Annotated in this window: 14 protein-coding genes and 1 pseudogene; 12 read left to right on the top strand and 3 right to left on the bottom strand. The window is 38.7% G+C overall.

Going from position 1 to position 15,992, the window contains the following annotated elements:
• The first annotated feature begins 92 nt into the window (after positions 1 to 92).
• The 10 genes and pseudogenes from JFV29_RS14950 (at position 93) to JFV29_RS14905 (ending at position 9,912) form a co-directional block, all read left to right on the top strand.
• Positions 93 to 1,958, top strand: a complete 1,866-nt coding sequence (locus JFV29_RS14950) for a thiamine pyrophosphate-binding protein (protein WP_201184904.1) — start codon at positions 93 to 95, stop codon at positions 1,956 to 1,958.
• Positions 1,959 to 1,990: 32 nt separating this feature from the next.
• Positions 1,991 to 2,638 (top strand): ThuA domain-containing protein, encoded by a 648-nt coding sequence (locus JFV29_RS14945; RefSeq protein WP_201184901.1) that lies wholly within the window; start codon positions 1,991 to 1,993, stop codon positions 2,636 to 2,638.
• Between the two features lie 243 nt (positions 2,639 to 2,881).
• Entirely contained in the window at positions 2,882 to 4,174 is a 1,293-nt protein-coding gene (gene hisD, locus JFV29_RS14940; protein ID WP_201184900.1) for a histidinol dehydrogenase, read from the top strand.
• A gap of 187 nt (positions 4,175 to 4,361) precedes the next feature.
• Positions 4,362 to 5,426: an enoyl-CoA hydratase/isomerase family protein gene (locus JFV29_RS14935; protein ID WP_201184898.1), complete on the top strand. Its 1,065-nt coding sequence runs from the start codon at positions 4,362 to 4,364 to the stop codon at positions 5,424 to 5,426.
• A 202-nt stretch (positions 5,427 to 5,628) separates the two neighbouring features.
• Entirely contained in the window at positions 5,629 to 6,831 is a 1,203-nt protein-coding gene (locus JFV29_RS14930; RefSeq protein ID WP_201184896.1) for an iron-containing alcohol dehydrogenase, read from the top strand.
• 34 nt (positions 6,832 to 6,865) lie between these two features.
• On the top strand, positions 6,866 to 8,326 hold the full coding sequence (locus JFV29_RS14925; RefSeq protein WP_201184894.1) for a CoA-acylating methylmalonate-semialdehyde dehydrogenase: 1,461 nt from the start codon (positions 6,866 to 6,868) through the stop codon (positions 8,324 to 8,326).
• Between the two features lie 159 nt (positions 8,327 to 8,485).
• Positions 8,486 to 9,238 (top strand): SDR family NAD(P)-dependent oxidoreductase, encoded by a 753-nt coding sequence (locus JFV29_RS14920; protein WP_201184892.1) that lies wholly within the window; start codon positions 8,486 to 8,488, stop codon positions 9,236 to 9,238.
• A 5-nt stretch (positions 9,239 to 9,243) separates the two neighbouring features.
• Positions 9,244 to 9,484 (top strand): annotated as a pseudogene (locus tag JFV29_RS14915) (DDE-type integrase/transposase/recombinase); the annotation flags it as partial.
• Positions 9,473 to 9,610 (top strand): hypothetical protein, encoded by a 138-nt coding sequence (locus tag JFV29_RS14910; RefSeq protein WP_201184890.1) that lies wholly within the window; start codon positions 9,473 to 9,475, stop codon positions 9,608 to 9,610. The pseudogene JFV29_RS14915 and the gene JFV29_RS14910, both read left to right, overlap by 12 nt.
• A gap of 26 nt (positions 9,611 to 9,636) precedes the next feature.
• Positions 9,637 to 9,912: an HU family DNA-binding protein gene (locus JFV29_RS14905; protein ID WP_201184888.1), complete on the top strand. Its 276-nt coding sequence runs from the start codon at positions 9,637 to 9,639 to the stop codon at positions 9,910 to 9,912.
• Between the two features lie 98 nt (positions 9,913 to 10,010).
• On the opposite strand, the gene JFV29_RS14900 is transcribed toward JFV29_RS14905, so the two are convergent.
• The 3 genes from JFV29_RS14900 to JFV29_RS14890 all read right to left on the bottom strand — a co-directional run bounded on the left by JFV29_RS14900 (position 10,011) and on the right by JFV29_RS14890 (position 13,009).
• Positions 10,011 to 10,163 carry a hypothetical protein gene (locus JFV29_RS14900; protein ID WP_201184886.1) on the bottom strand — a complete coding sequence of 51 codons (153 nt, stop codon included), beginning with the start codon at positions 10,161 to 10,163 and terminating at the stop codon, positions 10,011 to 10,013.
• A gap of 655 nt (positions 10,164 to 10,818) precedes the next feature.
• Complete coding sequence (locus tag JFV29_RS14895; RefSeq protein ID WP_201184884.1) at positions 10,819 to 12,621, bottom strand: BlaR1 family beta-lactam sensor/signal transducer; 1,803 nt, start codon at positions 12,619 to 12,621, stop codon at positions 10,819 to 10,821.
• A gap of 1 nt (position 12,622) precedes the next feature.
• Positions 12,623 to 13,009 (bottom strand): BlaI/MecI/CopY family transcriptional regulator, encoded by a 387-nt coding sequence (locus JFV29_RS14890; protein ID WP_201184882.1) that lies wholly within the window; start codon positions 13,007 to 13,009, stop codon positions 12,623 to 12,625.
• A gap of 687 nt (positions 13,010 to 13,696) precedes the next feature.
• Between JFV29_RS14890 and JFV29_RS14885 the strand changes: the two genes are divergently transcribed.
• Together JFV29_RS14885 and pbp4 are read left to right on the top strand one after the other, a co-directional pair.
• Positions 13,697 to 13,891 carry a hypothetical protein gene (locus JFV29_RS14885; protein ID WP_201184879.1) on the top strand — a complete coding sequence of 65 codons (195 nt, stop codon included), beginning with the start codon at positions 13,697 to 13,699 and terminating at the stop codon, positions 13,889 to 13,891.
• A 16-nt stretch (positions 13,892 to 13,907) separates the two neighbouring features.
• Positions 13,908 to 15,935, top strand: a complete 2,028-nt coding sequence (gene pbp4, locus JFV29_RS14880) for a penicillin-binding protein PBP4(5) (RefSeq protein WP_274606970.1) — start codon at positions 13,908 to 13,910, stop codon at positions 15,933 to 15,935.
• The last annotated feature ends 57 nt before the right edge of the window (positions 15,936 to 15,992 follow it).

Genomic DNA, 15,992 nt, shown 5'->3' with positions numbered 1-15,992 from the left:
TAAATATAACAGGTAATCCTGATAAGAGTGATTCAATTTTGGGTCTTTCGTAGAGGTGAACCGGTCAACAAAACGAGAAAGGGAGAAAAATTATGAGCAAATCAATCGATACCGTGGAAAATGAAGTCGAAAAATTGGGTAATGGTGCAAGTAGTCGTAAGACATTAACAGGTAGTCAAATTATTGCGAAGGCTTTAAAAAATTATGGAATTCCTTATGTTGCAGGTATTCCTGGTCACGGAAGCTGGACACTCATGGATGCTTTCCATCAGGAAGGCTGTGAAATTCCCTTTATCCAGATGATGCACGAGCAAAGTGCTGTTCATCTCGCAGACGGATATTACCGTGCTTCTGGAAAACCGATGGCTGCTATGACTTCCGTGGGTCCTGGTGCAGCAAATACGATAATTGGATTAGCCGCAGCCTATGCCGACTCGACAGCCACTCTTCTTCTTACTGGTGGGGTTGGAACCCATATGCGTGGTCACGGATGCATGCAGGAATTAGATCGTTACCACTCTAACGATTTTAATCGCGTCACTGAAGGAGTAACTAAGCGAAATTGGGAAGTCAGCCGAGTTGATGAGCTTCCGTTCATTATGCACCGTGCCTTTAACTCTATGTTGAGTGGAAGACCAGGTCCCGTACATGTAGAAGTTCCAATGGACGTACAAGCTGAAAGTGCAGATGTTGAAATTCATGATCTTAAGAAAAGAATGCCGATGGGAAGACTTCGTCCTGACCCAGAGGCAATCGAAGCCGCAGCAAAATTACTGTTGTCCTCTGAACGACCAGTGATTGTTGTTGGAGGTGGCGCCATCACGGCAGAAGCTTCACCTGAATTGCGTCAACTGGCGGAAGTAGTTGGGGCAGCTGTAGTAACAACATGGAATGGAAAAAGTGCTATGCCTGAGGATCACCCTCTATTTGCAGGGGCAATTGGTCATACGGGAACAACTAGCGGCAATTTTCTAGCAGCGAATGCAGACGTAGTCATCTCAGTTGGTTGTCGATTCACGGATAGTTCTTCTTCAAGTTATGTAAAGGGAGTGACGTACTCTTTCCCTCCAGCCAAGCTCATTCACATTGATATTGATCCACAGGAGATTGGAAAGAACTATCCAACAGAAGTGGGAATTGTAGCAGATGCAAAGTTTGCCCTACAGGATCTGTTGGAGATCATAACGCCAGAGCAGGCAGAGGAAATGAATGAACGTCGCGGGAGTTATCATCTTGAGATTGAACAGAAAAAGGAAGAGTGGGAACAAAAGCTTGCTCCGCGCCGAGAGAGTGATAGCTCACCAATGACCCAACAACGTGTATTGGCTGAATTACGTAAAGTACTTCCTCGTGACGGAATTGTGGCTGCAGGTTCAGGGAATTGTGAAAGTGTAATTAAACAAGGATTTCCTTTATATGAGCCACGGACTTATATTCACTCAGGAAGCTGGTCACCAATGGGGTGGGCTGTTCCAGCGTCTCTCGGAGCAAAATTGGCAAAGCCAGATAAAAAAGTTGTATGTGTTGTTGGTGATGGGGATTTTATGCAGTCATTACCTGAGATTGCGGTGGCAGTGATGCACAATATTCCTGTAGTTTTCTTGATTTTAAACAACATGGGTTATATGTCTATTCGCGGTGGCCAGCGCAAACTGACCAATCGGCATATTGGAGCTGAATTTAGTTTGAAAAATGGAGAGCCGTACACACCAAATTTCTCTGAAGTAGCTAAAAATTTCGGACTTAAGTCTTGGAGAACAGAAACGCCAAATGAAGTGGCTAAAGCTCTCGCAGAAGCCTTAGAAACAGATGGACCTACATTAATAGAAGCAATGACTTCAAGGGATGCAGCAGGGCCGTTTACTCCAGGTTGGTGGGACTTCCCAGTGGCGGACTACATGGATAAAGAACGACGAGATGATTACGCGAAGCACCGATCTCTTCAGCAACATCTATAAGCAAAATTTGATTTTTTTGGGAGGGAAATCAAATGAATAGAAAAAAAGCATTGGTATTACATGGCGGATGGAAATGGCATTATCCAACCGAATTGGCTGACTTGACAGTTAATCGTTTGCTTGAGGGGTATGTGGTGGAGTGTACTGATGACTTAAGTATCCTGGAGTCAAATCGCTTACATGAGTTTGATGTAATTATTCCTATCTGGACTGCCGATGAACTCAGTATCATGCAAGAACAGGCGCTGGTTAAAGCTATCGAGCGAGGCGTGGGTCTAGTTGGTTGGCATGCATTAGCCGGGGCATTCGACAGTAGTCATCCCCATAAGTTCTTCAAGATGGTTTTGGGGGGGCATGTTCTCGGACATCCAGGTGATTTTATAGAGTATGAAGTTGATTTTCCAAAGGATGATCCTTTGACGGATGGACTTTCGAGCTTTAAGTTGTTCTCAGAACAGTACTATATGCATACGGATCCCGGTAATGATGTGATTGCAACAACAGTGATGGACGGGGATGAGTTTACTTGGTTGAAAGGCAACCAGATGCCAGTAGCATGGAAGAGACAATGGGGAAAAGGTCGAGTGTTTTATCACACATTGGGACATAGTACCAAGGAGTTTGAAATCCACGAGGTAATGGAACTGACTATACGAGGAATCCGTTGGGCCACGAGGTAAACTAGTTATTTATGATAGAGAATAGGTAATTAATATAAAAATAATACTAAATGCACTTACTTTTTAAAACCAGTCACCTTAAGAACCTATAGAATATTGCAAAACATGAAATAAAAAATATTGATCTTTAAGAGATGAATCTTGATAATTTCGATGATTCATCTCTTAAAGCAAAAGATATATTTAAAATGAACTTCCAATTTTGAATAAAAGTTGTTAAATCGAAAGGAGATAGAATAAGCTATGGCGATTACTTATCTAAAAAGTGCAGAACAGGCGTCTGAATCTGCTAGTCCAGAAATCAGTCAGACAGTTAAACAGATCCTGGAGGATGTAAAAGAACAAGGCATCAAAGCGGTACGAAAATATTCGCAAAAGTTTGATATGTGGAACCCTGAATCGTTCCGTGTCGATGAAGAAATGATTGAGAAGGCAAGACGAGAAACGCCACCTGAATTGCGAGCTAGTATTGATTTTGCCCGTGAACAGGTAGATAACTTTGCTAGACGTCAACGATCCACAATAGGTAGCCTAGAGGTCGAAACTATGCCCGGCGTCACCCTTGGGCATAAGTTAGTCCCTGTAAATGCAGTCGGCTGTTATGTACCAGGTGGAAGATATCCTCTCATCTCATCTGCTATTATGACGATTACAACTGCAAAGGCGGCGGGTGTGTCACGCGTTATCGCATGCGCACCTCCAACCAGAGAAGGGGGCATTCATGCCCCACAACTTTACGCGATGGCAGCTGCTGGTGCGGATGAGATTTACTGCTTTGGCGGAGTTCAAGCACTTGCAGCAATGGCGTATGGTGTGGACGGTATCAAACCTGTAGATATGATCGTAGGCGCAGGCAATGCGTATGTGGCTGAGGCGAAACGACAACTATTCGGCCCGATAGGTATCGATTTATTAGCAGGTCCAACTGAAGCGTTGGTGATTGCTGATGAGAGCGCCGATGCTAGGCTTGTTGCAGCTGATTTATTGGGACAAGCTGAACATGGCCCCACGTCCCAGGTGGTATTGGTCACTGATTCGGAATTATTTGCACAGAAGGTTATCGAGGAAGTGGAACAGTGGTTGAAGACCTCTTGGCCTACTGCTGAAGTATCGGAGCAGGCATGGAAAAATCGAGGTGAAATTATTTTATGCGACAACCGGGAAGAAGTACTTCAAGTAGCTGATGAGATCGCCTCTGAACATGTTGAACTTCAGACGAGCGATAATAACTGGTATTTTGATCGACTAACCAACTATGGGTCACTATTTATTGGAGCACGGTCAACGGTTGCATATGGAGATAAAGCGATTGGGACTAACCATGTGTTGCCTACTGACGGCGCAGCTCGTTATACTGGCGGGTTATGGGTTGGAAAATTCCTAAAAACTCTGACGTACCAGAAAGTATCTGAAGAGGGAACAAGAGTAGTGGCTCCACATGTTGCAGCGATTTGTGATGCAGAACGGATGGAGGGTCATGCCATCACTGCACGTCTTCGCCTAAAGTATGAAGACAATTTGCTAATTAAGAAATGAACTTGATGCAGAAATGTCGGGAGTCAATCTTGGTGTTTTGGTACTATGGACTCCTTCCCCTTCTTGGGGTATAAAAAGTCATTCTACGGATATTCACATGCGACTAGTAGAAATAGATTGATTCCTGTACTTGGAAAGATGTTAACCTCTTGCTATTAACATAATCCTTAAGTCAATGGAGGTTTAAATGGAAACTGACATTTTATGTAATATTGACCGGGGAGTAGGTTGGTTAAAACTGAACCGTCCTCAGGCACTCAATGCTCTTTCTGCAGAAATGGTAGAGAGTCTGAAGACAACTTTAGATACGTGGAGAGCAGATCCAAAAGTGTCGTTAATCTGTATTTCAGGAGAAGGAACAAAAGGTTTGTGTGCTGGAGGAGATATGCGATTCTTCTATAATCAACGGAACGCTAACGTAGAAGAACATGCCCGCCGTTTCTTTACTACGGAATACCGGATGGATCTAATGATACATCAATACCCAAAACCAATTCTTGTTTATATGGATGGAATTGTTATGGGTGGTGGTGTGGGATTATCTGTCGGGGCAAGTGAAAGGATTGTTACAGAAAAAACAAAATGGGCCATGCCTGAAATGAATATCGGTTTCTTCCCTGATGTAGGCGCAAGTTACTTTCTGAATAAAATGCCTGGTCATGTAGGACGTTACCTTGCGCTAACTGGGGCAACTATACAGCCTGCTGATGTAATTTATGTAGGAGCTGCGAATCGTTATATGGAAAGTACTCGTTGGGAGGACTTCATTTACGAGATTCAAAATAAAAATTGGAATTTGGACGATGCGAGGAAACAAATTTGCGAGTTACTAGATTCCTTTTGTTCTCATCTAGTAGAAAAATCTCCTCTATCCGCCTTGCAATTAAAAATAGATAAACACTTTGCATATGAAACTCTGGAAGAAATTGTTGCTTCATTGGGTATGGCGGCTGATTCAGGAGACGATTGGGCATCTAAAACAAAATCTACAATCCAATCTAAATCTCCAACTTCATTGAAAGTAACTTTAAGCCAATTACAGAAGGGAAATAATCAGTCACTTACTTCATGTTTTAATATGGAGCTTAAATTAAGTATGAATTTTATGAAGAATCATGATTTCTATGAAGGAGTTCGTTCTGTGTTAGTTGAGAAGGATCGTAAACCACATTGGAGGCCAAATTCTTTAGCTGATGTAAGTAAAGAGGATATAGAGAGGCATTTTAATCATAATATTAATATTTCAAATTAAAAGGAATCTTCACTATGAAATGTGACTCTTAAAAGTAGAGAGTTAAACAACAACAAGTGGGCTTAAGGAAACAAGAGATGACTTCTGAGTTCATCAGGAGTCTTCTTTTTTAAAAGATGGGAGCACATTGATGTTATGACATTTAATAAAGGAGAATTGAGCATTATTTTGAAAGAAAAAAGATAATGAAAGGAGGAGAATTATGGGAGGATATTCAGAGTTTCGTATGCCTAACTCAGTTATATACGGTCCAAATTCTTTAACTCAGCTTGGGGAACAAGTTGTAGCTCATGGTAATAAAGTACTTTTGATAAGTGATCGTATAATGGAGAAAATAGGTCTTGTAAAAAAATGCGGAAAATATTTAGAAGGTTCAGATGTTTCTTATGTTTCATATTTGGATGTTAACACTGAACCGACGGATTTACATATCAATGAAGCACTTAATCTTTGCTTAAGAGAGCAATGTGATGTCATTGTGGCGGTAGGAGGAGGCAGTTGCATCGACGCTGCCAAAGCTGTAGCAGTAGTAGCAACCAATGGTGGATATATTGGTGATTATATGGGGGAGAATTCTACAATTAAGGAACAACCTATTCCTCTCATTGCAATTCCAACTACGGCTGGAACTGGTTCAGAAGTAACAAACGTAACAGTGATCACCAATACTAAGGAAGATATTAAAATGATGATTAAACATCCATCATTCCTTCCAAATGTAGCTATTGTGGATCCAATTCTTACAATTTCAACACCACCTGCAGTTACCGCCGCAACAGGAATTGATGCACTTTGCCATGCAATTGAAGCTTATATATCACGTTTATCACAACCATTAACAGAAAATTTTGCACTTTCGGCGATAGAAGCTATTTTGAATCATTTAAGAATAGCTTATGAAGACCGAGAGAATTTGGATGCAAGAGAAAAAATGGCAATTGCGTCTATGCAAGCTGGCCTTGCTTTTACTAATGCTTCCGTCACGCTAGTTCATGGGATGTCACGACCAATTGGAGCTTTATTTCACGTGCCGCACGGTATTTCAAATGCCATGTTGCTTCCAGCAGTACTCGAATTTACTAAAGAATCTGCCATCGATGCATTAGCAACAATTGGAAGAGTTATATCTCCCGAATTGAAAACTTCGACAAATGAAGAGTTAGCAGATGTGACTATCAATAAGATTAAGCAGCTTTGTTACGATTTGAATATCCCGAATATGAAAAAGTGGGGAATCGATGAAAATAAATTTCAACAAATAGTTCATAAAATGGCAACTGATGCTATAGCAAGTGGCAGTCCCGCAAATAACCCAAAAGTGCCATCTCACCAAGAAATTGTTGATCTATATTACTACTGTTTTGATTATGATTTTCAGGCCAGCATAAATAAAATTAAATCATAAAAGTCTACTAGTTTATTAAAAAGGAGAATACAAAATGTCAACTACAACTAACACAAAAGTAATTAAAAATTATATTGGCGGTGAATGGGTAGCATCATCTACGGCCAAAACGGAATCTGTATATAATCCAGCTACAGGTGAAGTCATTGCTCAAGTACCACTTTCAACAAAAGAAGATGTAGAGCAAGCTGTACAAGCAGCTAATAAAGCCTTTAAAGGATGGTCAAAAACAGCTGTGCCAAAACGTGCGCGTATCCTGTTTAAATACCAACAATTATTAGTAGAAAATTGGGATGAGTTAGCGAAAATAGTCACAATTGAAAATGGGAAAAGCTTTAACGAGGCGCATGGGGAAGTACAACGTGGAATCGAATGTGTTGAATTTGCAGCAGGAGCTCCTACATTAATGATGGGGAAACAGCTTCCTGATATTGCAACAGGAATTGAGTCTGGTATGTATCGCTATCCAATTGGAGTTATTGGTGGTATTACACCTTTTAACTTTCCAATGATGGTGCCGTGTTGGATGTTCCCACTTGCGATTGCTTGTGGTAATACATTTGTATTAAAGCCATCAGAGCGAACACCACTTTTAGCTGCAAGAATAGTAGAATTATTTGAAGAAGCTGGTTTACCAAAAGGCGTACTAAACATTGTCAATGGTGCCCATGAAGTGGTAAATGGCCTTCTTGAACATAAATTAGTTAAAGCTATTTCATTTGTTGGCTCACAGCCAGTTGCTGAGTATGTGTACAAAAAAGGAACAGAGAACTTAAAACGTGTTCAAGCGTTGGCTGGTGCGAAAAATCATTCAATTGTGCTAAATGATGCAGATCTAAATATAGCAACGAAACAAATTATTGGGGCAGCTTTCGGTTCTGCTGGAGAGCGTTGTATGGCGGCATCGATTGTAACTGTGCAAGAAGAAATTGCAGATCAATTGATCGACAGATTAGTAGAAGAAGCGAACAATATTGTGATCGGCAACGGGTTAGAAGAGAATGTATTCTTAGGACCTGTTATTCGTGAAAATCATAAAGATCGTACGCTTAGCTACATTGATTCGGGCGTGAAAGAAGGAGCTCAATTAGTTCGTGATGGCCGTGAAGATGCAGCTGTGAACGGGAACGGCTACTTTGTTGGGCCAACTATTTTTGATAACGTAACACAAGAAATGAAAATATGGCAAGATGAAATTTTTGCACCAGTGTTATCTATTGTACGTGTCAAAACATTAGAAGAAGCAATTGATGTGGCCAACAATTCTCGATTCGCAAATGGTGCTTGTATTTATACAGATAGTGGTGCAAATGTACGCGAATTCCGTGAAAATATCGAATCAGGCATGCTAGGTGTGAATGTAGGGGTTCCTGCACCAATGGCATTCTTCCCATTCTCTGGTTGGAAAGACTCTTTCTATGGGGATCTGCATGCCAATGGTACAGATGGCGTTGAATTCTTCACAAGGAAAAAAATGGTCACAGCCCGTTACTAGAAAGATAGTTAGGAAGAAGAGTGAGAAATAAAAAACAATCCCTAAAATACAGATCATGTCTTCCTCTAACTTACTAGCTTAAGAATCCACTCTGTTTTCAAATTTTCATGTTGCTTAAATTTAATGTAGGATTTCTAAAATTGGAGGGGGAATGGTAATATGACTCACAATCTAAATGGGAAAATTGCATTAGTTACAGGCGGTTCAAGAGGAATTGGAAGACATATAAGTGCAACTTTAGCCGATTCAGGTGCAACAGTTATTGTCAACTATGCAAATAACCAAGAAGCAGCACAACAAACCGTTGATTTCATACTATCTACTGGAGGAAAAGCTCTATTAGTCAAAGGGGACGTGACAGATGAGGAATCAGTAAAACACCTTGTAAAACAATCTGAGGAAAAAGTCGGTGAAAGCATTGGTATTTTAATTAATAATGCCACTGGCCCCCAACCTGAGTTATCTATTGAAGAAAGTACATGGGACGATTATTTAGATCAACTTAATTTCTTCGTAAAAGCACCTTTATTATTAACAAAAGCTATTTTACCTGGAATGAAGAAAAAAAACGAAGGTCGAATTATTAATATCGGAAGCGAAGTTATTCAGATGGGAAATCCAAATTTTTCAAACTACGTAACAGCAAAGTCTTCCCAAATTGGAATGACACGTTCCTGGGCAAGTGAATTAGGACCTTTTGGCATTACGGTCAATTTAATAAATCCAGGTTTTATCCCAGTAGAAAGACACGAGGGAATAGATACGAGTGAATATAAAAAAGGCGTTCCTCTTTGTAAAATGGGTGAGCCTCGAGATATTGGAAATGCTGTTGTATTTTTGGCATCCAATGAAGCAAAATTTATTACGGGACAATGTTTATCAGTTAATGGTGGAAATACTTTTGGCATATAGATGTTGTACTTTCAGAAGGGCATATGATTGATGGGTATTTAAGCAAATCAAGAAATAAACATGCAGCCAAGCGCTTTATTAAGAAAGCCTTGGCTTTTTCGCACGTGTCTAAACCTCTCGTGTAAACAGTAGATGAGAACACTGCCTACCCTATAGCACTTCAAGAGTTAAAAAAGGGAAACATAATCTGAAGGCATACAACTAAGGCAATTTTTTAGATATCTCAATAATAGAGTGGAACAAAATCAAGTCGATAACCCATGGAAATCAGGAGAGATTACAGCCGTTAAAGCCATAACGAATTTAGGCCTTAAAAAGACGACTTTTTTAAGTTGGTTAAAAAATACGAAAGAGATATTAAAAATAGCCTAATATAATAGAAGAAACTCGTCAAAAAAGTGGCGAAACAGTTAGGGTTATCGGTTCAAGTAGCAACACAAGCAGAACTAACAAAGGGAGACGCGAAAAAAGCAGTGGATGCATTGTTTGAATCGATCTCCAATACGCTCGCTAAAGAGGGAAAAATCCAAGTAGTTGGATTTGGCACATTTGATGTGCGCGAGCGAGCAGCTCGAACGGGTAGAAACCCACAAACAGGAGAAGAAATACAAATTGCGGCTTCCAAAGTTCCTGCTTTTAAACCAGGTAAGGAATTAAAAGAGGCTGTTAAATAAAATTAATAGTTGTTTAGTGTAAAAATACTCTGGGGATGAGATATTCTCCAGAGTATTTTTTCCTATATGAAAAGTTAGGGTTTTTACTTTCGCATCGGTTAATTGCTATGGTTCTTGACGTCAACAATATTAAAAAAGTTGAGCGTAATTTCCGAATCCAATTCATCTTGAATGAAGATTTTCTTTTCGTAGGGATCTAATTTTGTAACCGATCCGATCCGATCCTTGAAGAAAAGTAGCCATCTTTCCATGTAGTAATGTTTAAAAGTGTTTTTTCCTCTAGGCTTTCTGATAACAGCATTTCAAAGTGTGGATTTTGAATAAAGTCTGATCGTTTATAATAAAGTTTGATCAAAAGTCCTGTTGTGAAGCAGGATTTTTTTATTAAACAAACGGGCCAGATTGTTGAGGAACGTTTTCAATGCAGAGGCTTGAGAATAAAAGGAATATATAAGTTTATATAGAACTTTATACTAATAATAGAATGGTTGAAGGAGTAGCTTAAAATGCCTGTTAACACAGTAAAGATGGCTAAGGGTAGAACCGGTGAGCAAAAACAACAATTCGTTCAATAAATATTACCGTACTACAAATAACTATTCACTAAAAGATGTTTATAATTTCATTCTTCGTGACTTCTATTCTGATCGCTATAAAGAAAATGGATGAAGAATACTTACTAATATGATGAAGCAATGGAATCACTCCTTTATTTTTTTGAAAATAAAAAAACCGCAGATTTTACTTTGCGGTTCCTCTTCTCCAGTAATACCTATGCCACCTATTGTGTGACATCAGATAATTCGAACAACATTACCTTTTTCACAAATTTGCAATTATTTATATCACATACGTATATATTTATCTATAAAATAAAAAGAAAAACTAGATGTAAAATCATTTCTATCAGAAATCAGATTGATAAATACCTTCCTTCTCCAAAATGGAAAGTGCTATCTTTGCAGTAGAACTTCCACCTGCTTGCTTTTCACCTTGAATATGAACGGCAAAGAAAAAAGTATTATCTACAGTTTCCACATATCCCACAAACCAACCATCAATATTTTCCCCGTTTACAACTGCGGTTCCCGTTTTTCCAGATAACAAATTACCATTTGATTCTTCTAAAAGTAAGGAGTCTTTCACAGTTTGAATATTAGATTGTTCAAAAGCGAATTCATTATCATAAAACTTTTTCAAAATATCTACCTGTTCAACAGGAGAAATTTTTAGAGAGGCATCTAGCCAATAATTAGTTATATTGCCAGATAAATCGCCATTTCCATAATTTATCTGTTCAAAATAATTCTGCAATTTCTTTTTGCCCATCTGTTGATCAAGTTTTTGAAAATACCATGTGGAGGAGCTTTCCATAGCTGAGAATAAATCTTGATCTTGATTCCATTCCTCATATGGATATAGGGTTCCATCCCAATTCATTTGAGAATTGTCCCTTGTAATAATCCCAGATTCTAGCGCAAACAATGCACTGAATATCTTATAAGTGGAAGTAGGTTGGAATCTAGTAGTGCTTTCTTTCTTATTGTATATAGTATACTGTTTCATTTTGGAATCATACAGTACAGCACTCCCTGAAAGTTCATCAAAAAAGCTACTGTAATCTTTGTACACTACATTGGTATGAGAAAAAGGATGTGTTTCTTTGTTCACAGCCGCCAATGCAGATATCGAAGGAATACTAATCAAAATGATCGCAAGAAGAATGATGAATACTAGATTACTTTTCATTTTTAGCAGATGTGATTCTACTTGAAAATTTCCGATTGTAATAATACGCCTTTTTACTTGTTTGTATGAGCTACTGATTTCCGAAGCAGCTAACAATGATGATGTTCGTTGTGAAAGAGAAGCAAATTTTAAAATAACCTCACCATATTTGAGATGTGATTCCTTATCTAGCGTTTTTAAAACTGCATAATCGCAAGAAATCTCCATCTCTGTTTTCATTTCCCTTAAGAAATACCATACGAGAGGATTAAACCAATAAACAGTTCTGGCCAGACACATGAAATAGTTTACTAGCATATCTCTACGTTTACAATGGTACAACTCGTGAAGCAATACACATTTCATCTCGTCAATAGAAAGCCTTGAAATATCTTTTGGTATGACAATATATGGATTGATAATCCCGAAGGTAATGGGTGATTTTATGAATGAGGAATACCCTAAGACAACCTTTTTATGAAAATGTATTTCCTCTTTACATGTATAAAAAAGCGCTGATAACTCTTTGTTTTCAACTACTTGTAGGCTTTTTTTTATATTGCCGATTCTTAGATTGCTATATAAAGTAGCCATAAGCATAACAATCATTCCTAATATCCACACTATGAAAAAGACAGAATCCATCATTCTGAAAGACGATTGCTCAATTGACATAGAAAAATCTTGTAGCCAATTTGCATTTTGAACAATTGTTTCTTTCGTTTTACCTGTAGAATGGATATCAGATAATTTTGAATTACTTCCCAAGTTTATCATCCAGTCAAAAAAAGAGTTTATTTTTAGAAAATGAAAGGGGATAAAAGGAGCAATCAATGTCAAAAGAGAAATGACACTGATATGATATTGGGTGTTTACAGTTATTTGAATCTTTAATATTTTTTTTATGAATATGATAATGCAAAAAATCACAGACAATATAATATTACTGATGAAAAAGAGAGAAAAGAAAGAGCTGCCCATATTATTCCTTCTTTCTGTTCTTACGTTCTTCTAAAATTTGATACAACTCATTAATTTCATCATCTGACAGCTTATCTTTTTCCAAAAAGTTTAAAACCATAGAATTAAGAGTACCATTATAAAAACGATTCAAAAAACTACGACTCTCAATTTCTAAATAATCACTTTCAGCTACATTTGGTGTATAAACAAATACACGACTTTCCTTATAATGATTCAGTGCTCCTTTTTTTATTAGCCGTAACAACATTGTTTGAATTGTTTTAGGGCTCCATTTACTAGTTTTGGATAACTTTTCAATAACCTCATTGGTATTGATATTAGGGTGTTTCCAGATTATTTTCATAACTTCTAATTCTGCTTCTGAAATTTGAGGTAATTTTTTCATATAAACCATCCTTAAACTTACGATTGTAATAATTTAATTATATTGTTCATATTTTAAGAAGTCAATGAAACGATAGGATAAAGAAAAAACATTGATCTTAAATACTACATATGTAATATTTAAGATCCACATTTCTGTAGATTGAATGAAAAAAAGATAGGAGGAACTTGTTTTTTTCTTTTTCAACATTGTAACACCTACTTTTATTTATTCTTCATGCTACCTATCAACATTCTTATTTTAAAAAGATTCTTGTATACTACTCTTTACCTTAAAACTTACGATTGTAATATTATATTTTTTATATAGCTATCACTTTAAGAATAAAAGTATTGACTCCAAATCCTACATATGTAATACTTTCAAAAACTACATATGTAATATTTTCATAAGTGGTAAACAGGGGATATAGATGATGGTAATAGCTCTTTTTCTTGGTATTTCTGGAATAACAGTAGACAACTATTTTCCGGCAAAAAGGAATGTGAGGGGGAATTTAGCAAGATAGAGTGGAGAAACTAATGTGAAAGAAAAGATACAACACCTTAAATAATGTCGAAATAGTAAACAACCTGTCAAAAACTTAACAAAGTCAGCGCATTTAGTAGACAAAGATAATAAATTATCATTTAAAAAATTCATGGAATGGAAAGAGTTTAACAAGTTGTTTTTATAGGAGGTAACGTAGTGAAAAAGACTAAACCGTTTATGGTACTGTTTATGATGATTTTTTGCTACATATTTATATCTGGATGCTCAAAAGAGAGTAAACAAAAAGAGAGGTTTGAGAGCTTTTCTCAAATGTTATCGAAACAAGATTATGGTAGGCTGATTACTTTATTATCTTCAGTAAATGAAAAAATGCAAATCAGGCCTATTTGAGGAAGAGGGATGAACAATGAAGAAAGTAACAATATTGGTGCTGGTTGTAGCATTGGCGGCTGGGGGCCTGCTTCTGTGGCATTTCCTTAAAGCGAATCAGGCAACCCCGGAAGAAGTTTTTAATGAATATGTGAGACAATTTTCTGAACAAAACTACGAGGAAATGCTGAAACTTATTTCTGAAGGGGAATTGGAAACCTACGATTATACGAAAAAGAGTTTTTCAGATAAATATGATGCGATTTTTTCAGGCATTGAGGCTTCTTCAATCGACGTTTTATCCAAGGAGCTGCTTTACGAAGAGGATAATGAAACGTATGAAGGACGCTTCAAGGTGAAAATTCATACATTTCTTGGAGAGGTGACAGCGTCCTATCAAACCTTTTTTATAGAAGAGAAGACGGATGACGGGAAGGCATGGAAGGTGAAATGGAATCCTGATTTGATCTTCGCTGGGATGGAGAAAGGAGATAAAGTCAGCGTGCAGTCCTTTTTGCCGCATCGGGGTGAAATCCTTGACCGTAATGGAAATCCGCTCGCACTGGATAAAGATGTGTATGAAATGGGGATCATCCCAGGGAAGCTTGGAGAGTCCAAGGAAGCTGGAATAAAGAAGCTAAGCGCTTATTTCAAGATTCCGGAAGAAAGCTTTCAAAAGGCGCTTGATCAAAAATGGGTGACCGAAGATATCTTCGTCCCGATTGCTGCCATGCCTGCAGAGTTTCAGCCGGAAAGTATCGATGAGGATCTACCTGGAGTATTTTTCCAAACGAAAAGGATAAGGTATTATCCCGAAAAAGAAAGCAGTGCCCATCTGATTGGCTATGTGAAGCAAGTAACGAGTGAAGACCTCGAAAAGGACGCCGACCATGAATACACGTCAGGTGATTACATCGGTAAGTCCGGACTGGAACAAGTGTATGAGAAGCAGTTGAGAGGAAAGAAGGGCGGCATCATTCAAATAAAGAACGAGGAAGGCAAACAGAAAAGCACTCTTAAAAAAGTGGCTGCCATCAATGGTAAAAACATAAATCTGACGATCGATGCTGCATTGCAGAGTAACATGTATGAAGCGATGAAGCAAGATGCCGGCGCGGTGTCAGCGATACATCCGGTGACCGGGGAAATATTAGCGCTCGTCAGCTATCCATCCTTCGATCCGAATTTAATGGTGAGCGGGATGACAGAGGAGCAGTGGAAAGCATACAGTGAAAACCCAAAGCTTCCATTCTTGAACCGTTTCTCCAGCCTGTATGCACCAGGGTCGACCTTCAAGGCAATTACTGCCGCCTCAGGACTCACCGTCGGAACGACATTCCCGGAGAAGAAACGGGAAATATCCGGCTTGCAGTGGAAGAAGGACAACAGCTGGGGAGGCTATTTTGTCACCCGCGTAAAGGAAGCAAGTCCGGTGGACATGGTTGATGCACTGGTCTATTCCGATAATATCTATTTCGCTCAGGAAGCCCTGGAAATGGGAGCTGCCAATTTTGAGAAGAATGCTATGGCATTTGGGTTCCAGGAGGATTTCCAGCTGCCGATTTATTTGAAAAAGAGCCAGCTGTCCAATGATGGGATCGAGAATGAAGTCTTGCTCGCTGATTCTGCCTATGGACAGGGGGAAGTTCTGATGTCAATGGTCCATTTAGGGACTGCGTTTACACCGTTTGTGAATGGCGGAAATATGGTGATGCCTGTTTTGATAGCGGATGAAAAGGAGCCTATCCGCAAATCCGTCATTTCCAGTGAGGTTGCTTCAACCGTCCAAAAGGCATTGATTCAGGTAGTGGAGCGTGATACCGGGACTGCCCATAATCTTAAGACGGCAAAAGAGGTACTAGCTGCAAAGACGGGGACAGCTGAGCTGAAGAGCAAGAAAGGCGAAGACGGGATGGAGAATGGCTTTGTCGTCGTGTTTGATACAAAGAGTCCATCTATCTTGCTTACAGCCATTGTGGAGGATGTAAAAAATCGCGGGGGGAGCCATTATGTGACCGCGAAAATAAAACCTGTGCTGGATCAGTATTTAGCTGAGAATGAATAAAGGAATACTTCTGTCAGTGGGATTTTTTCATCAGCTGATGGTTAGTTGATACTAAAT

The sequence above is a fragment of the Peribacillus sp. TH16 genome (assembly GCF_016651095.1).
In the GTDB taxonomy this organism is placed as follows: domain Bacteria; phylum Bacillota; class Bacilli; order Bacillales; family DSM-1321; genus Peribacillus; species Peribacillus butanolivorans.
Note: the sequence above shows the minus strand (reverse complement) of the source record. Positions and strands in the feature narration are given on the sequence as shown.